Below are 18,088 nucleotides of genomic sequence, written 5' to 3'. Positions count from 1 at the left end.
CCGCCTGTCGTGGGTGCTGCGGGTATGCGTGCTGCGGATGTGCGTGCTGCGGTGCTGCGTAATGCCGTGCGGCGCGGCGTCCCGGCGGCCGGGAGGGCGGCCGGGACGCCGGTACTCAGGCGGTCACCGGGTGCCGCGCCTCGTAGGCCGAGGCGAAGGCCGGGTCGCGCTGGCGCAGGTCGTCGTGGCTGACCTGGCCGGTGCGGCGCATGTAGTCGTAGGCGAAGTCGACCGGGTCCAGGTGCATCTTGTCGGCCACGTTCTCGTACCAGTCCAGGCTGCGCGCGGCGGCGGCCTGGAAGCTGGACGAGGCCGGGCGGCGCTGCGCCTCGAATACCGCGAAGGCGGCGCGCGCGTCGCCCGGGTGTTGCAGCAGCCCCTGGTGCAGCGCGATCGCGTCCTGCATGGCCATGCGGGTGCCCGAGCCCAACGAGAAATGCACCGTGCGCAGCGCGTCGCCCAGCAGCACGATGTTCTGGTGCGACCAGCATTCGTTGCGCACGATGTTCGCCTCGAACCACAGCGAGCGATTGCCCAGCAGCTCGTTGGCGCCCAGGTCCTCGCGGAACACTTCGGCGCAGTAGCGCCGGCTGTCGTCCTCGCTGGCCGTGTCCAGGCCGGCGCGGCGCCAGCTGTCCGGATCCACCTCGACCAGAAAGGTGCTCAGGTCCTTGCTGTACTGGTAGCTGTGGGCGATGAAGATGCCGTGCTCGGCCTCGCGGAAGATCAGCGACACGGGGTGGAAGCGCTGGCGCGTGCCGTACCAGGCGAACTTGTTGCGGCGGCGTTCGAAGGCCGGACGGAAATGCTCGGCGTACTGCTTGCGCACCGCGCTGTTGCTGCCGTCGGCGGCGACCACCATGTCGACCTCGCCGGCCAGTCTCGCCACGTCCTCTATGCGCTGCTGGTGGCGGATCCGCACGCCGGCCTCGCGGCAGGCCTGCTCCAGCACGGCCAGCATGTCGATGCGGGACGTGCGCGAGAAATGGTTGCCCTGCACCTGGACGCGCGTGCCCTGATGCACGATTTCCATGTAATCGCAGCGCTCGTGATGCGCGACGAACCTGCCGAAGAACTCCAGATCGGCCTCGCGCAGGAAGGCCAGGCCGATGTCCGAGAACACCACGCCCCAGCCATAGGTGGCGCCTTGCGGGTTCTGCTCGTAGATCGTGATCTCGTGGCTGGGGTCGTGCTTCTTGGAAAGCAGCGAGAAATACAGGCCGGCCGGGCCGGCGCCGATGATGGCGATCTTCATTTGTCAGCGCTCCCGCTGGTTTGCGCCTGCGCGCAGGCTTCCTGGTAAGACAGCAGCCGCGTGCGCAGCGCGTCCGGCACCTCGATCGCGCGCCGCTCGCCGCGGGCCACGCAGATCGGCGTCAGGACGGCGTCGAAAGCGGGCTTGCCGCGCGCGCTGCCGTGGATGTGAAGGGTGTAGGTGCGGGTGCGCACCTCGTGCACCGTGACGCGCATGTCGAATTCCTCGTCCGGCCACAGCGAGGCCTGGAAGTCGAAGGACAGCGCGCGCGTGGGCGTGCCGAAGCCATGCTCGTCCTTGATGCGCTGCGGCGTGCCGTCGAACAGGTAGCCGTAGAACAGCTCGGCGGCCGACAGCACGTATTCGCCGAAGGTGACGGTGTAGACCACGCCGGCGGGGTCGCAGTCGCCCCACTTGACCCGCCGTCGCACCACGAAGGGCCGTTCGCTCACCACGTATTCAGTGCTGGTCATCGTCTTGCTCCCTGGCCTGCCCGGCCTCCTGGTTCAGCATGGTCGCCACGGCCTGGCGCAAGGCGGCCTTGTCCAGCTTGCCGACCTTGGTGACGGGGAAAGCCTCGATGCTCTCGATACGCTCGGGGCACTTGTATTTGGCCAGACCGCGGCCGGTCAGGAAGGCCGCCAGCTCGGGCACGGTGGGCGCGGCATGGCCAGGCCGCAGGATCACGAACAGGCAGCCCTTTTCGCCATAGAACGGATCGGGCATGGCCACCAGGCGGGCCTCGGCGATGGCCGGATGCGCGCCGACCTGGGCCTCGACTTCCTCGCAGCCGATCTTCTCGCCGCCACGATTGATGTTGTCGCGCAGCCGGCCCTCGAAGACGTAGCAGGTCTGTCCGTTCACGATGCGCGCGGTCATCATGTCGCCGCTGCGGTAGAAGCCGTCGGACGTGAAGGCGCCGGCATTGGCCTGGGGCGCGTCGAAGAAGCCCGGCAGCGTGGCCGGGCCACGGAAACAGAGTTCACCGGCTTCGCCCGGCGCGGCCGGTTCCTCGGCGCCGGGGCGCAGCAGCCGCAGCTCATCGTCGGGACAGCCGGAAAATCCCTGCGTGTGATGGCGCGCCTGCGCCGGGGCGCTGGCGGGCGAACCCAGCAACAGCCCTTCTGTGATGCCGAAGAGGTTGGAACAGGGCACGCGCAGATGCGCTTCCAGCCGTTCCGCCGCGCTCATGGTGATGAACAGCCGCAGCGAACTGAGATCATGGTCGGCCAGGCGGTCATAGGCCATGATCTGCGGGGCGATGGGACCGATGGACATGGCGCGGGTGACGCGGTGCCGCTCGATCAGCGTCAGCATGCGCGGCACGTCCACGCGCGGCATCAGCACGGCCGACACGCCCATCGCGACCACGGGTATCAGCACGTATACCTGGGCCGCGTTGTGCAGCAGCGGCAGCGACCAGATGATGCGTTCCTCTTCCTCCATCTGGTAGCGGCGCGCGCAGGCCAGCGCGTGGCCGAGGTACTCGGCATGAAAGCGCGGAATGATCTTGGGCATGCCGGTGGTGCCGCCGGACAGCTGGAAGCTCAGCACGTCCTCGCAGCCGGGGCCTTGCCGCGCCAGCAGGGCAGTGGCCTCGTCCAGCGGCATGGCATCGATCAGCGCCTGCATGGCCGCGTGGGCGCCGGCGTCGCCGCGAGCCACGATCAGGTGCGCCAGCGTGTCGTCCGTGGCCAGCATGCCGGCGGCGAAGGCCACCAGGTCGAAGCTGCCGAAGTCCGCCTGCACGAAGTAGCCGCGCGCCCGCGTCTGCCGCGCCAACTGGCCGATCTCCAGCTCGCGGTGCTGCGGCAGCGTGCAGACGGGCACGATGCCGGCCTTGTAGCAGGCCAGCAGCGCGACCGCCGTTTCCAGCGTCGTGCCCATCTGGAAGATGGCGCGGTCCGATGGGCGCATGCCCAGCTTCAGCAGCGCCGCGCCCAGCCGTTCGCTGCGCTGGTCCAGCTCCTGGAAGCTCAGGCTGCCTTCGTCGGTGATCAGCGCCGTGCGTTGCGGGCAACGGGCGGCGGTGGCGCGCAGCGCGTCACCGACCGTGCGGCGTTCCCAGGCGCCGCTGGCGAAATAGCGCCGGGCGCGGTCTTCGGGGTGGTAGATCACGCCCTCTATGGGGCAGCGTATGTCTCGCATGTCTGTCTCCTCCTGCCGCGGCGCTATCTGCCGACCGGCGAAATCCGCACGCGGTCGCGGTCGAACACGTCGATGGCGCCGCGCACCCCGCCCGTGAACAGGCCATACCAGACCGCCGGCTTCAGGCCCAGCGTCTTGCGACGGAACTCCAGCGGGCCGTCGGCGACGATGCAGTCGAATTCGTCCGCCGGCAGCACGGCGCAGTCGGCTCGGCGCGAGGCGTCCTCGATCAGCGCGGAGAATTCCTCGACGCGCGGCACGAAGATGCGCACGCCGGATCCGGCCGCGTCGTCCCGCAAGTCCAGCCGGGCTTCCAGCAGCGCGGCCTTGCGCGCCCAGATGTCGTCCACGTGGCGCACGCGCTGTCCCCGCGACTCGGCATCCGCCTCGGCCTGCATGGCTGCCTGCAGGGTCAGCGCCGCGTCAGTCGCGTCGATGCCGGCCAGCGGGCGCAGCTTGCGGGTGAATTCGATGAAGTAGCCGTTGGGGTCGCGCACGTAGATCGATTCGATGACTTCGTGCCGGGTCTCCACCGAAACGTCGAGCCCGGCGTCCTGCAGCTTCTGCTTCCAGGCTTTCAGCTCGTCCTCGCTCTCGACCTGCCACGCGGTGTGGGTGGCGTCGGACACGTGGTCCTCGGGCAGCGGCCGCGAGGCCGCCCTTCCGCGCATGGCTTCCGGCTCCTCGGAGCCCAGGTAGTAGAAGAACGCGATGGTGCTGCCGCGCCCGCTGTCGAAAAAGAAGTGCAGGAAATCGGGATGGGTCGCGGGGCCCCAGCCGCGCGCCGAGATGACGTGCACCAGCGGCAGTCCCAGGATGTCGCGGTAGAAGCGCACGGTCTCGCGCAGCTTCCAGGTGGGGCGGGCGGTGTGGTCCACGCCATGCAGGCGCAGCGCGGGGGAGGTCGTGGCGGTCATGATCGGATCCAAGGATGTCGGGTTACAGAAAGCGCGCGCGCAGCCACGCCGCCAGTTCGCGCCCCGCCGCGTAGCGGCCGGGCTCCTCGCCCTGGGCCAGCGCGCGGCCGTGGTGGTCGCCGCGAATGCGCAGGTGGGTCTTGTCGGCGGCGGGAATCGTGTCGTGGATGGCGCGCACGTCGGAAGGAAAGCAGGCCTGGTCGCCCGTGTATTCGATGATCAGCGTGGGCTGGACGATGCCCTGGGCCGTGCGCGCCAGGCTGGCGTTGGACGACAGGCCGGACCAGGTGGACAACCAGCTTTCCGGCGTGCAGAAGCGGGCGAAACCGACCGCGCCGTAGTTCGACGCATAGGGCTCCTTGCCCCACAGCGAACCGGGGTGGCGGTCGGACGGGTCCAGGCTCAGGTCCAGGCAGCGCAGGTCGGCGTCGCTGCGCCAGACCACCATCACGGGCGTGTGCGCGGCCTGGCGGCGCAGTGCGGGCGAGGGCTCGGTCTGCTGCTTGAGCGCGGCGCGCGCCTGCATGCGCTCGGCGATCATCCGCCGCGCCTGCTCGTCCAGGCGCGCCACGCGCTGGCGCTGCGCCTCGCGGTAGCGCTCGACGAAAGCCGGCGCGTAGCGGGCGCGGCCGCCGGGCTGGTAGCCATTGGCGGGCGCCAGCGGGTCCAGTTCGGGCGCGACCGACAGCGCGTCGTTCTCGTCGGCAACGGACGGATCGATGCAGTTCAGCAGCAGCGCGCCCTGGCCGGGATGGGGGCCGATCAGCACCATGCCGTCGACCGTGGGCATGTCCAGCTCGTTGAGCCCGCTGCGCTTGCCGCCGGGCGTGCGGGCGATCCGCTCGGCCGCCGGCAGGCCCGACTGGTGCGCGTAGAAGGCATAGAGCCCCGCGCCGCCCGAATTGCCCAGCAGGACGATGCGCTTGAAGCCCTGGCCGCGCAGGTGGGCCAGGCCGGCGGCCACGTCCAGCAGGGCGGTTTCGTGCTCCAGCCGCAGGTCGTTGCCGACCGAGCGGGCTCCCTGCGACCAGGCCGCGCAGCCGGCCCCGACGATATCGGGAATCAGGTAGTGACAGGCCATGAACTCGCGCGGATGCATCACGCACACCACGGTGTCGGGCCGGGGGCCGGCGGGCAGGTAGAGCGATCCGGAGGTGGCGGCGCCGTCGGCGGTGCGCAGCACGACGTTGCGGGTGGAGGCGCCCGGCGGGAGATCGCGGGGGTTCCAGTCGGTGTTCAGGAAGCCAGCGGTGACGTGGCTGGAAGGACTGCCGGAAGTCATATCCGTCTCCTTGGATAGTCGTTTCGGGTTTTATTTGTCAGATTAGACAAATATTTGACTTTGATGTCAATCAAAGTCGAAAAACTGACGCTGTGGTCAAATCGGACGAATGTCCGCGCTGCGCGGACCCCTGCAACGGAGCCGGCTGGCGCGCCCGCTCCCGCCACGATCCGCCCGCGCCGGGCGGCCATAGAAAAGGAAGAACGCCACCGTGACCGACGCAAGCACCAAGGGAAGCCTGAAAGGCGAGGCGCTGCGCAGCGCCATCCTCGACGCCGCCGCCACGCTGTTCATCGAACGCGGCACCGGCGGCACCAGCATGCAGGACATCGCCGAAGCGCTGGGCCTGAGCCGCACCGCCGTCTACTACTACTTCAAGAACAAGGACGCGATCCTGCGCGCGCTGACCGAAGAGGTGCTGAACACGGCGCGCAAGCTGGCGGGCGACACCGTGGCGCGCGCCGACCTGGATCCGGTCCAGGCGCTGGGCGCCCTGGTGATGCAGCACGCCGACCTGATCCTGTCGCGACCGGCGGAATTCCGAGTGGCCGACCGCACCGAGGGCGACATGACGCCCAAGCAGCGCGCGGCCCTGCAGGCGGCGCGGCGCAGCCTGCTGGAGAACTTCAGCGTGGTCATTGAAAAGGGCGTGCGCGACGGCCAGTTCCGCATGGTCGATCCGCACATCGCGGCCGTCAGCCTGATCGGCATGTGCAACTGGTCGGCCTGGTGGTACAAGCCGGGCGGCCGCCTGAGCCGCGCCGAAGTCGCCGCCATCATGGCGGACATGGCGGTGCGTTCGCTGCTGCGCGACGAGGCGCGTCGCACGCGCAGCCCCGACGTCAGCGAGTCGCTGCGGCTGCTGCGCGAGGACCTGGCGTATCTGGAGAAGTTGGTGTTGCCGGACGGGAAGGGGCCAGACGTGCATCGCGGCTAGGCTGGAGCCGGGATATTCCCGGACTTAGTCTGATTTTTTCGGCCCGTGCCGGGGACTTCTGCGGATCTCGTAATCCTACGATTTGCCCAATTGAATTCCTCCGTTACGTTGTTGTTCCGCCGTGTACCTGGCGGGGGCAGCGGTAATGGACAGGGGAATTCATGCGGCAGGCTTGGCGCGCATGGAACGTTGGCGCGTGGGCCGTGCTCGGCCTGTGGTCGATAGGCGTTCCGACATGGGCTCAGATACCGGACAACGCGGCGCAGGAACTCCTGCGCCAGCAGGAGCGAGAGCGCGCGCTGCGCGAGCAATTGGAAGCGCCGCCGGACGAGCGCCTGCCAAGGCCGGCTCCGGCCTTGCCCGGGCGTCTGCCCCAGCACGAGCAACCCTGCTTTCCCATCGCGCAGATCCGGCTCGACGGCGAGGAGGCGGAACGTTTCTACTGGGCCTTGCGGGAGGGCGATCCGGCCGATGACCGCGCGACGGGCCGTTGCCTGGGCTCGGCCGGCATCAATGTGGTGATGACCCGCATCCAGAACGCCATCATCGCGCGCGGCTTCGTCACCACGCGGGTCCTGGCCCGGCCGCAAGATCTCAAGACGGGCACATTGGTCCTGACGGTCGTGCCGGGCCGCATCCGCGACATCCGCTACGCGCCCGGCACGTCGCTGAAGGCCACCGCCTGGAATGCCGTCCCCGCGCGGCGCGGCGAGCTGCTCAACCTGCGCGACATCGAGCAGGCGCTGGAGAATTTCAAGCGCGTCCCCACCGTGGAAGCCGACATCCAGATCGTTCCCGCCGAAGGCGCCGATGCCCGGCCTGGCGACAGCGATCTCGTCATCGCCTGGCGGCAACGTTCCTTTCCGGTACGGATAAGCGCCACGCTGGACGACTCCGGCAGCAAGACCACCGGCAAGGTGCAGGGCGGCATCACGGTCTCGCTCGATGACCTGCTGATGTGGAACGACCTGCTCTACGCCAATTTCAATCATGACGTGTTCAACGGCAACACCCGTGGCACGCGCGGCTATACGGCGCACTACAGCGTGCCATATGGCTATTGGACGCTGGCCGCCACCCTGGGCGGCTACAAGTACCGCCAGACGGTCGCCGGCTTCAGCCAGAACTATGTCTACAGCGGCTCCAGCGACAACGCCGAGCTGCGCCTGTCCCGGCTGGTCTATCGCGACGCGAGCCGCAAGACCGGTCTCCATGCCCGATTGTGGATGCGCAAATCGGACAACTACATCGACGACACCGAAATCGAGGTCCAGCGCCGCCGCACGGGCGGCTGGGAGCTGGGCCTGAATCATCGGGAATACCTGGGCGCGAGCACGCTGGACGTGAATCTTGCCTATCGTCGCGGCACCGGCGCCTTTCGCGCGATGCCGGCGCCGGAGGAGGACTTCGGCGAAGGCACGTCGCGGATGCAGGTCATCACCGCCGATGCCCAATGGCTGATTCCGTTCCAGCTTGGCGCGCAGCGCGCCCGCTATATCGGCAGCTGGCGCGCCCAGTGGAACCGCACGCCGCTCGTGCCGCAGGATCGGTTCTCCATCGGCGGACGCTACACCGTGCGCGGTTTTGACGGCGAACTGACGCTGATGGGCGAGCGCGGCTGGGTGTTGCGCAATGAAATCGGACTACCGGTGGGCGCGGGCCAGGAACTCTACGCGGGGGCCGATTATGGCCACGTGGCCGGCCCGTCCACGCGCTGGCTCCAGGGGCGCAACCTGGCCGGCGCGGTCATCGGCGTGCGCGGCGGCGCCAAGGGCTTCCAGTGGGATCTCTTTGCCGGCGCGCCGCTGGCCAGACCAAAGGGTTTTCAGACCGCCGCCGTGACCACCGGCTTCAACCTGAGCTGGTCCTACTGAACGCCGCGGCCCATGCCCGAGCAAGGAAAGTGACGCCATGAACAAGCACCTTTACCGCATCGTTTTCAACCGGGCGCTGGGCCTGTTCCAGGTCGTCGCGGAAATCGCGCGACGCGATGGACCGGGCGCCGGCGCCGGCAGCACCGCCGCCGGCAGCCGCATTCTTGCCACGCTCAAGCCCTTGCGCCTTGCCCTGGCGCTTGCGCTCGGCCAGGCCATCATCGTCCCGTTCGCCCACGCCCAGGTCGTGGCCGATCCCGGCGCGCCCGGCAACCAACGCCCGACCGTATTGCAAGCGCCCAACGGCGTTCCGCTGGTGAACATCCAGACCCCCAGCGCCGCCGGCGTGTCGCGCAACACCTACAAGCAGTTCGACGTCGACCAGCAAGGCGCCATCCTGAACAATTCGCGCGCCAACACGCAGACCGAACTGGGCGGGTGGGTGCAAGGCAATCCGTGGCTGGCGCGCGGCGCCGCCCGCGTCATTCTCAATGAGGTGAATTCCAGCAATCCCAGCCAACTGCGCGGCTATGTCGAAGTGGCGGGCAACCGCGCGCAGCTCGTCATCGCCAATCCGGCGGGCATTTCCTGCGATGGCTGCGGCTTCATCAATGCCGACCGCGCCACCATCACCACTGGCCAGCCCATTCTCAACGGCGGCTCGCTGGAGGGCTACCGGGTGCAGGGCGGCGCCATCCAGGTCCAGGGCAAGGGCATGGACGCCCGCGGCGCGAACTACACCGACCTGATCGCCCGCTCGGTGGAGGTGAACGCCGGCATCTGGGCGCGGCAATTGCAGGTCACGGCCGGCGGCAACGAGGTCAGCGCTGACCACGCCAGGGTGCAAAAGACCGCCGCCAGCGGCGATGCGCCGGCCTTCGCGCTGGATGTGGCCGCGCTGGGCGGCATGTACAGCCAGAAGATCGTGCTGGTCGGCACCGAGCAGGGCGTGGGCATGCGCAACGCCGGCGCCATCGGCGCGCAGGCCGGCCAGCTGGTCGTCACGGTCGATGGCCGCCTGGAAAACAGCGGCACGATGCAGGCCAGGACGGATACCCGGATCGACGCCGGCGGCGGTCTCGCCAATGCCGGCACTCTTAGCGCCGGTCGCGAACTGGCCGTGAGCACGCCGCGGGATATCGACAACCGCCAGGGCGCGCTCAATGCCCGCCGCATCAGCGTCGATGCGCGGTCGCTGCGCAACCGGGACGGCACCATCGAACAGACCGGTCTCCAGGACCTGGCCCTGCGCGCCGCCCAGACCAGCAACCGCGACGGCGGCCGTATCGGACTCTTGGCAGCCGACGCCGGCACGCCCGCGGACAAGGAAACCTCCCCGGGCGGCAACGCAGGCGGCGCGGGCGGCGCAACGGCAGGAAGCAGCGGCGGACAGGGTGAAGGGAGCGTCGGCGACGATCAGACCGGCGCCGATGCCGCGCCGCTGGCAAATGGCGTGCTCAACATCAGCGCCACGCTCGACAATGACGGCGGTCGCATCCTCGCCAGCGGTCGGATCGACCTGAGCGCGCAAGCGGGCCTGGACAACGACGGCGGACACCTGGGCGTGAACCAGCTCGACGTCAGCGGCGGCGACCTGAACAATCGCCGGGGCGAACTCCGGATCGCGGGCGATGCCCGTCTTCAGGTCGGGCAACTGCGCAACGACGCCGGTCAGTTGCTGGCGGCTGGCGCGTTCGACCTGCGCGCGCAAGACGCCTCCAACCGGGGTGGCACGGTCCTGCACAGCGGCAACACCGACACCCGGCTGGCGATCCAGGGCAAGCTCGACAACAGCGGCGGCACACTGGCCAGCAATGCGCAGCGTCTGACCATCGACGCCGGCCGGTTGGTCAATGAAGACGGCAAGATCACCCATGCCGGCACCGGCGGCCTGATGCTCAGTGCCGGTCGCGTCGATGGCGCGCGCGGCGAGACGGCCACGGCGGGCGTGGCGACATTGCGCCTGGGCGTGGTCGACCATCGCCAGGCCGCCGTCAGCGCCGGCCAGATCGACCTGGCCGCGCAGTCCTTCGACAATCGCGGCGGCAAGCTCATCGCCACGGGCGCGGATGCCAGCCGCATCGCCGCCGCCGAGCTTCTCGACAATGGCGACGGCGGAGTCATCGCCGGCAATGGCGACCTGGCCCTGCGCGCCGGCACGCTCGCCAACGCGCGCGGCCAGATCCTGCACGCCGGCAACGGTCGCCTGGACATCGCCGCGCGGACGCTGCTGGGTGCGCAAGGCACGATCACCAGCAATGGCAGGCTGGCGCTGACGGGCGAGACCACGGACTTGACCGGCGCCGCCACACAGGCGCAAGCCATCCGGATCGATACCGGCACGCTGACCAACGCTGGCGGCAAGCTCGCCGCCAGCGGCAACGCCCCGTTGGAACTGACGACGCGCGGCGCGCTGGACAATCAGGGCGGCGTCATCGCCAGCAATGGCGCGCTGAACCTGTCGGCGCGATCCCTGGCCAATCGGGACGGCACGATCCAGGCCGCCGGGCTGGACGCGACCCGCGTCACGGTCCGGCAGGTCATGGACAATGCCGGCGGCACCCTGCTCGCGGCTGGCAGGGCCATGGTCAATGCGGGTGAGCTGGACAACCGAGGCGGCAAGGTACTGGCGTCTGGCGACGCCGGCCTGTCGCTGGATGTGGCGGGTCATCTCGATAACCAGGCCAGCGGCCTCATTGCCAGCACCGGCAGCGCACAAGTCACCGCCGCCACGCTGGACAATCGCGGCGGCGTCATCAACGCCACCGGCCCGCTGCAAACCTCCGTTCAGCAGGGCCTGGACAACCGTGGCGGCAGATTGGTCAGCGCCGCCGATCTCGGCGTTCAGGCGAAAACACTGGACAACCGCGCCGCTGGCATCGTGGCCTCCACCGCTGGCTCCCTCACGGTGGACACCCGTGGCCGCACCGAGAATCGCGGCGGCACGCTGCAAGGCGGCGATGTGGTCCTCGTCAATGCCGGGTTGGACAATACGCAGGGCGCCGTACTGGGCGCGTCCGTGACGGTCGACACCCGTCAGGCCGCGCTCGACAACACCGGCGGCACCCTCGCCAGCACGCGTGGCGACCTGACGATAGCTAGCGGCGCGCTGACCAATACCGGTGGCCTGCTTCAGTCCGCGCAAGCCATGCGCGTGGATACCCACGGCCAGGCGCTGATCAATACCGACGCTGGCAGCGCTGGCGGCATCCTGAGCGGCGCCGCGCTGGCGTTGACCAGCGGCGACCTGGACAACCGGGGTGGATTGATTCAAGGCCAGGGCGATGTCAACGCGCGCAGTGGCAGCATCGACAACACATCCGGTCAGCTGGGCGGTAACGCGAATGTCGCTATCAACGCCGCGGCGCTCGGCAACGGCGGTGGCAAGATCCAGGCAGGCAAGGACCTGAGCGCCACGCTCGCCGCCGTGGCGGACAATACCGGCGGTCTGATGGTCGCGGGTGGCGATCTGACGGTCAGCGCCGCACAGATACGCAACCGCGACACACAAAGCGCGGACGACAGCAAGCCGCTCGGCTTGCAGGGCAACAGCGTCGTCCTGACGGCCGGTCACACTGACAATACTGGCGGTCTCGTCGCCGCTGATCAACGCATCAGCATCCAGGGCAAGGGTAGCGTGCTGGACAACACGCGCGGCAGCCTGTCATCCGGCGGCGCTATTGTGGTCGATGTCGGGCAACTGCTCAATCACGCGGGTACGCTGCTTGCCGGCCGCGCCCTGGATATCGCGGCGGATACCGTGAGCGGCAACGGCAGCCTGTTGTCCAAGGGCGATCTCACGCTCGCCTTGCGGCAGGGCCAGGCCAATGACCAGACCATCACGGCCAACGGCCGCGCGCGCATCAGCGCGGCGGGCACGTGGACCAACCGAAGCGTGGTGCGCGCGAACGATCTGGAGGTGCGCGGCACCGACATCGACAACAGCGTGACCGGCGAGATGAGCGGCGTGCGCAGCGCCCGCATCGTCGCGGATGGCACGCTGACCAATCGTGGCCTGATCGACGGCGGCCAGGCCCGCATCGAGGCCGGCGCCGTCGACAACCTGGGCAGCGGCCGCATCTATGGCGACCGCCTGGCAATCCAGGCCGGCACCCTGCGCAACCGCGAGGAAGGCGACAAGGCCGCCGTCATCGCCGCGCGTCAGCGGCTGGATATCGGCGCCAGCGTCATCAACAATCGTGAAAAGGCGCTGATATTCAGCGCGGGTGGCGGCGGCGATGCGCTGAACATCGGCGGCGCGCTGGATGCCGACGGCGCGGCGACCGGCCGCGCCGATCTCGTCCTCAATGAAAGCGCCACCATCGAATCGCTGGGCGGCATGACGCTGGAGACGGACCGCCTGCTCAATGCCAATCTGCATTTCCGCACGGAAGTGGTCCAGGTCGGTGGGCCGGTCAAGTACCTGTACATCCAGCCCGAGGGCGATCGCGACAAGGCTCTTGTCGACGAATATCGCTGGGAAAGCTGGAGCAGGGCGGGCAGGTACCGCCACAAGGAGACCGGCCGGCAGATACGCAACTGGACGCAGTACGACGTGACGCAGACCGAGTACCGCACGCAAGTCGCCGAGAGCGCGCCCGCGCTGATCCGCGCGGGCGGCAACCTCACGCTGCGCGGCAATGAACTGATCAACGACAAGAGCCAGATCATCGCCGGCGGCGTCTTGCTGGGCGATGTGGGCCGGCTCGACAACGTTGCCGCCCTGGGCGAGCACATCGTCCGGCAGACCGGCACCAGCCAGTTCACGCGCTCACGCTGGCGCGGAGGCACGAGGCGGTATTTCGACCGGAGATGGGATGGAAAGATCGCCTACACCCCCGCCGACGCGGTGCAGACGATCACGCTGGATGTCTCCACCGTCGTGCAGAACGCCGCCGCTGGCGGCAGCGGCCATGTCATTGACGGCCGGCAGGCCGGGCAGGTGGGCGGCGCGATCGAGGCCAGCGCCGGCGCGACGGGCGAAACCCGCCGCAGGTCCATCACCGAGGTGCAGGCGACCGTTTCCGATCCGCGCGGGCCGGGCCGTGGCGACGTCAACACCGCGAGCAGCGCCAGCGGCAATGCGCCGATCCGCGTCCGCACCGTCCAGGTGGGCACCGATGCCCCCGCCGCCAGCCTGTTCCGCAGCAGTCCGGGCGCGGGCGGCTACCTGGTCGAGACCGATCCGCGCTTCGCCAATTACCGCGACTGGCTCAGCTCCGACTACATGCTGTCCCAGCTGGGCTACGACCCGACCACCATGCACAAGCGCCTGGGCGACGGGTTCTACGAACAGAAGCTGGTGCGCGACCAGATCGGCCAGCTGACCGGCCGCCGTTTCCTGGACGGCTACGCCGACGACGAAGCGCAGTACCGCGCGCTGCTGAACGCGGGCAGCACCTACGCCCAGGCGTGGAACCTGCGCCCCGGCGTGGCGCTGACCGCCGCGCAGATGGCGCAGCTGACCAGCGATATCGTCTGGCTGGTGGAACGGGAGGTGACGCTGGCCGACGGCACGGTCACGCGCGCCCTGGTGCCGCAGGTCTACGTGCGGGTGAAGGCGGGCGATATCGACGGCACTGGAACCCTGTTGGCCGCCAACGCCATCGACCTCAAGCTCAAGGGCGACCTGGTCAACGCCGGCACCATCGCGGGGCGCACGGCGGTCAGGCTGACCGGCGAGAACCTGCGCAACCTGGGCGGACGCATCAGCGGCGATGCCGTGGCGCTCACGGCCCGCAACGATCTGGACAACATCGGCGGCGCGCTCGACGCGGGCTCGACGCTGCTGCTCAATGCCGGGCGCGATCTCAATATCCTCAGCACCACGCGCGGCGACGCCAAGCGGGCGGGCGCGAGCGATTTCAGCCGCACCAATATCGATCGCGTGGCGGGCCTGTACGTCAGCAACCCGAACGGCATCCTGCTGGCCTCGGCGGGCCGTGACGCCACGCTGATGGCGGCGCAACTGATCAACAGCGGCAAGGACAGCCAGACCGCCATCGTCGCGGGCCGCGACCTGACGCTGGGCACGGTCAAGATCGCCGCGCAGGAGAACAACGTCCGCAACGCCAGCAACTATCTCAAGCAAGGCTATGAGCGCGATGTAGGCAGCGCCATCACGACGACCGGCGAGGTTCGCCTGCAGGCTGGCCGCGACCTGAACGCCGTTGCCGCCAATGTCACCAGCGAGCAGGGGGCGGTGATCGCGGTGGCCCAAGGCGATGTGAACATCCAGGCGGGCGTCGCGGACAGTAACTGGAGCGAAGGCCGCCAGCACAGCTCGCGCAGCCTGCTGGGCTCCAAGACCAAGATCACCCGCGCCAGCCTGGATGAAACGCAGGCCGTGTCCAGCACCTTCAGCGGCAACACCGTCGCGGTGCAGGGCCGGAACGTGACCGTCACTGGCAGCAACGTGGTGTCCGACGCGGGCACGACGATCGTCGCCCGCAACGACCTGACGATCCAGGCGGCCACCGAGACCGCCAGCCAGAGCCAGTTCAAGGAGACCAGGACCAGCGGCTTTCTCTACAACGGCGGCGTCGCCTTCACCCTCGGCAGCCAGATGCAGAGCGTGGATCGCAAGGACGTCAGCACGCGCGCCGCCGCGTCCACCGTGGGCGCCACGACGGGCGATGTCACGCTGGTGGCGGGCAATCAATATCAACAGATCGGCAGCAAGGTCCTGGCGCCGCAGGGCGACATCGACATCCACGCCCGGCGTGTCGATATCGTCGAGGCGCGGGAAACCGGCAAGAGCGTCGAACAGAACCGGTTCCGCCAGTCCGGCCTGACCGTGGCGCTGACTTCGCCAATTCTCTCTGCGCTGCAGACCGGCCAGCAGATGGCGAGCGCGGCCAGCCAGACGTCCGATGGGCGCATGCAGGCGCTGGCCGGCGCCGCCACGGGACTGGCGGCCAAGAACGCCTACGATGCGGTGCAGGCCGACCCCAAGGCCGCGGGCGGCGTCAATATCTCGATCACGGTCGGCGCCAGCAAGAGCGACAGCAAGTCCACGACCACCTACGACACCGCTGCCGGCTCGACCGTGGCCGCGGGCGGCGACGTGCGCATCAGCGCGACCGGCGCCGGACGGGATTCAGACCTGACGGTGCGCGGCAGCAACATCAGCGCGGGCGGCAACGTCGTGTTCAAGGCCGACGGCGACATCAATCTGCTGGCGGCCAGGAACACGCAGGAGACCGACCGCAAGAGCAGCAGCGCCAGCGCGGGGGTGGGCGTGGCGATCTCCCTGGGCTCGAATGGCGCGGCATTCGGGGTGACGGCCAATGCCAGTGGAGGCCGGGGCAAGGGCGAAGGCAGGGACGTGACCTGGACCAACACGCAGGTCAGCGCGGGCGAGGGCCTGACGCTGGTCTCGGGCGGCGACACCACGCTGCGCGGCGCGGTTGCCAGCGGCAGGCAGGTGGTGGCCGACGTGGGCGGCAACCTTGCCATCGAAAGCCTGCAAGACACGAGCACGTTCAAGAGCAAGGACCAGAGCATCGGCGGCAGCGTGACGGTGGGCGCGGGCTTTGCGGCCAGCGGCAGCTATGCCAGCACCAAGGTGGATGGCGATTTCGCCAGCGTTGTCGAGCAGTCCCGCATCGCGGCCGGCGACGGCGGCTTTCAAGTCAAGGTGGGAGGCAATACCGATCTCAAGGGCGCGGCGATCACATCATCGGAGTCCGCCGTAACGAATGGCCGGAATACCCTCGAGACTGGCAGCCTGACCGTCAGCGATATCGAGAACTACAGCAAGTACAAGGCGACGGGCGTCAGCCTGTCGGGCGGATTCAGCGTCGCCGGAGGGGGTGACAAGAAGTCGGACGGCAAGACCGAAGGCGACCGAGGCGCCAAGGAGCCGGATAAGGCCGCCGCCACCAACGTCGCGGGCAAGGGCAGCACATGGTCCGCGCAGAACTTCGGCAACAGCGTCAGCGCGGGCGCGCCGGGCATGAGCGTGCGCAAGGGCAGTGAAAGCAGCGTGACCCAGAGCGGCATCAGCGGCGCCGTCGTGACGATCACCGATATGAATGCGCAAAGGGAGCGTACCGGCAAGACCGCCGACCAGGTGCTGGCGATGCTGGATCGAAGCATCCTGACGGGCGATGGGTCTGGCGGGCTGGCCAAGAAATGGGATGGCGAGCAACTGCGCCGACAGGTCCAGGCGGAAGCCGAAATCGTCGCGGCGTTCAGTCAGCAGGCGGGACAGGCAATCCAGAGCTACACGGAGAAAAAGCGCGCGGAGCTTCGAGAGCAGATCAAGGCCACGGACGATCCTGACAAGATCCGGGGGCTTCAGACGCAGATCAATGAGCTCAATACGCAGGAGCGCTTGCTGAACGTGGCTGTGGGTGCGTTGGGCGGATCGGGCGGAGTCGCGGCGCTGCAGGCGGGGCTGTCGGAAGCGGCGGATCGGATGCGACAGTACACGATTGAGGATTCGAAGAAATTCGCCGGCATTACCGATGGGGAAACTACCTTGGATAACAAGAGCGGGACAAGTGCTGGGATACGGGGGGATCAGTTCAAGACGGCGGGGACGCGGGCTGTTCTAGATATTCTTTGCGGAACAATGAATGAGCGATGCAAAATTCAGACTGAAAACGGGCTTCCAATACTTGATGAAAGGGGAGTTCCACTTCTCAAGCTGGATAAAAATGGCGGGGTTGCCTTTGATACGGACAGAGCAAACATGACACTTGCCAAGTTTCTTGAAACCGACGACGGCAAGAAAATGGCAGGATTAACAGGAGGTAATCAAGGCGGTCCTGGGACGCTTGCTGGCAGACCCTATCCTCCTGGGGGAATTCTTGACTGGATGCACGAGGCCTTTGGAGGGTCACACGACTTTATCGGTGGCACTTTGAGTGGTTATTACGATAAATATGGCAATGCCAAGCGTGGTCTAACGCCAGGACAGGATCGCATGTATGGAATTTGGAGCGGTATTGCGCTCGTGCCGGCAACACCGTTTGCACTATCGGAAGCCTTGCCTCCGCAGGCATGGAAAGCTCTGGATATTTTACTGAGAGTCACACGGTGAGAGTCATATCTAGGTTAATTGTAGTTTTTATATTTTTTTTGTTAGTGACTGGTTGCTATATCAGCAGGAAGGGGGAAATTTGCAGCATTACCATGCCACAGGCCTATTGTGATCGAGAAGCATACGATCGGCTGACTAAGCCCGGTACGGCTATGGAAGATTGGTCGATCAGTGGTCGAACTGAAGATATGCGTCTAATGGATTGGAAAAAATGCGGCGGGGCTGACAAAGGATATTATGGCCTTGAGCCTCTTCTTAGTGGTCAAGAGCGTACAGCGGAACAAGAAAGACGGGAGTCAGGCATATTGTTTCGCCAGATTCAGCGCTGCATGCTGAAAAAGAATTACCAATATATCGGAAAATGCTATGACAACGAGATATCTAGGAGTCATCCCGCTTGCGGCGCTCCGTGACTACCCTTGCGGTAGTGATATACGGATACGCTGACGTTCCTGCGGTTCATCTTGGCCTGCACTATCGCGCGGCGCGGTCGCCAGCGGAAATCGGGTGGTGGCCGACGCGGGCGGCAATCTTGTCATCGAAAGCCCGCAAGACACGAGCACGTTCAAGAGCAAGGATGTACTGAGATGGTATTCACCTGACACCGGCCCCAAGCCGGTGTGAGC

General features: G+C 67.5%; 8 protein-coding genes and 1 pseudogene. 4 read left to right on the top strand and 5 right to left on the bottom strand.

Translation table 11 applies throughout. The features are described 5' to 3' along the window. Window positions 1-115: 115 nt before the first annotated feature. From AC6LJ5_RS08270 to AC6LJ5_RS08250, 5 genes are read right to left on the bottom strand one after another with little or no spacing between them, the layout of a single operon-like run. The gene (locus AC6LJ5_RS08270; protein WP_498140242.1) at window positions 116-1,255 is read right to left on the bottom strand and encodes an FAD-dependent monooxygenase; all 1,140 of its coding nucleotides are present in this window, start codon (window positions 1,253-1,255) and stop codon (window positions 116-118) included. Continuing rightward, the gene (locus AC6LJ5_RS08265; protein ID WP_498140241.1) at window positions 1,252-1,728 is read right to left on the bottom strand and encodes an acyl-CoA thioesterase; all 477 of its coding nucleotides are present in this window, start codon (window positions 1,726-1,728) and stop codon (window positions 1,252-1,254) included. The genes AC6LJ5_RS08270 and AC6LJ5_RS08265 overlap by 4 nt, the downstream gene beginning before the upstream one ends. Beyond that, window positions 1,715-3,403 carry an AMP-binding protein gene (locus AC6LJ5_RS08260; RefSeq protein WP_498140240.1) on the bottom strand — a complete coding sequence of 563 codons (1,689 nt, stop codon included), beginning with the start codon at window positions 3,401-3,403 and terminating at the stop codon, window positions 1,715-1,717. The genes AC6LJ5_RS08265 and AC6LJ5_RS08260 overlap by 14 nt, the downstream gene beginning before the upstream one ends. A gap of 23 nt (window positions 3,404-3,426) precedes the next feature. Next, window positions 3,427-4,320: a VOC family protein gene (locus AC6LJ5_RS08255; RefSeq protein ID WP_498140239.1), complete on the bottom strand. Its 894-nt coding sequence runs from the start codon at window positions 4,318-4,320 to the stop codon at window positions 3,427-3,429. Between the two features lie 22 nt (window positions 4,321-4,342). Continuing rightward, entirely contained in the window at window positions 4,343-5,602 is a 1,260-nt protein-coding gene (locus tag AC6LJ5_RS08250; protein ID WP_498140238.1) for an alpha/beta fold hydrolase, read from the bottom strand. A 211-nt stretch (window positions 5,603-5,813) separates the two neighbouring features. On the opposite strand from AC6LJ5_RS08250, the gene AC6LJ5_RS08245 reads away from it, so the two are divergent. From AC6LJ5_RS08245 to AC6LJ5_RS08230, 4 genes and pseudogenes are all read left to right on the top strand, one after another. Continuing rightward, window positions 5,814-6,539 carry a TetR/AcrR family transcriptional regulator gene (locus tag AC6LJ5_RS08245; protein WP_498140237.1) on the top strand — a complete coding sequence of 242 codons (726 nt, stop codon included), beginning with the start codon at window positions 5,814-5,816 and terminating at the stop codon, window positions 6,537-6,539. A 161-nt stretch (window positions 6,540-6,700) separates the two neighbouring features. Then, a complete protein-coding gene (locus tag AC6LJ5_RS08240) occupies window positions 6,701-8,413 on the top strand; it encodes a ShlB/FhaC/HecB family hemolysin secretion/activation protein (protein WP_498140236.1) in 1,713 nt (570 codons plus the stop codon). A gap of 37 nt (window positions 8,414-8,450) precedes the next feature. Further along, window positions 8,451-17,462 (top strand): two-partner secretion domain-containing protein, encoded by a 9,012-nt coding sequence (locus tag AC6LJ5_RS08235; protein ID WP_498140235.1) that lies wholly within the window; start codon window positions 8,451-8,453, stop codon window positions 17,460-17,462. Between the two features lie 492 nt (window positions 17,463-17,954). Then, a pseudogene (locus AC6LJ5_RS08230) lies at window positions 17,955-18,086 on the top strand (hemagglutinin repeat-containing protein); the annotation flags it as partial. Window positions 18,087-18,088 lie beyond the last annotated feature (2 nt).

This window comes from Achromobacter sp. 1011791174, from assembly GCF_059760925.1.
This window is presented reverse-complemented; position numbering and strand designations above follow the sequence as displayed.

Bases quoted from the DNA above. Each gene is read 5' to 3' on its own strand.
- AC6LJ5_RS08270 (WP_498140242.1), bottom strand. From the start codon at position 1,255: ATGAAGATCGCCATCATCGGCGCCGGCCCGGCCGGCCTGTATTTCTCG.
- AC6LJ5_RS08265 (WP_498140241.1), bottom strand. From the start codon at position 1,728: ATGACCAGCACTGAATACGTGGTGAGCGAACGGCCCTTCGTGGTGCGA.
- AC6LJ5_RS08260 (WP_498140240.1), bottom strand. From the start codon at position 3,403: ATGCGAGACATACGCTGCCCCATAGAGGGCGTGATCTACCACCCCGAA.
- AC6LJ5_RS08255 (WP_498140239.1), bottom strand. From the start codon at position 4,320: ATGACCGCCACGACCTCCCCCGCGCTGCGCCTGCATGGCGTGGACCAC.
- AC6LJ5_RS08250 (WP_498140238.1), bottom strand. From the start codon at position 5,602: ATGACTTCCGGCAGTCCTTCCAGCCACGTCACCGCTGGCTTCCTGAAC.
- AC6LJ5_RS08240 (WP_498140236.1), top strand. From the start codon at position 6,701: ATGCGGCAGGCTTGGCGCGCATGGAACGTTGGCGCGTGGGCCGTGCTC.
- AC6LJ5_RS08235 (WP_498140235.1), top strand. From the start codon at position 8,451: ATGAACAAGCACCTTTACCGCATCGTTTTCAACCGGGCGCTGGGCCTG.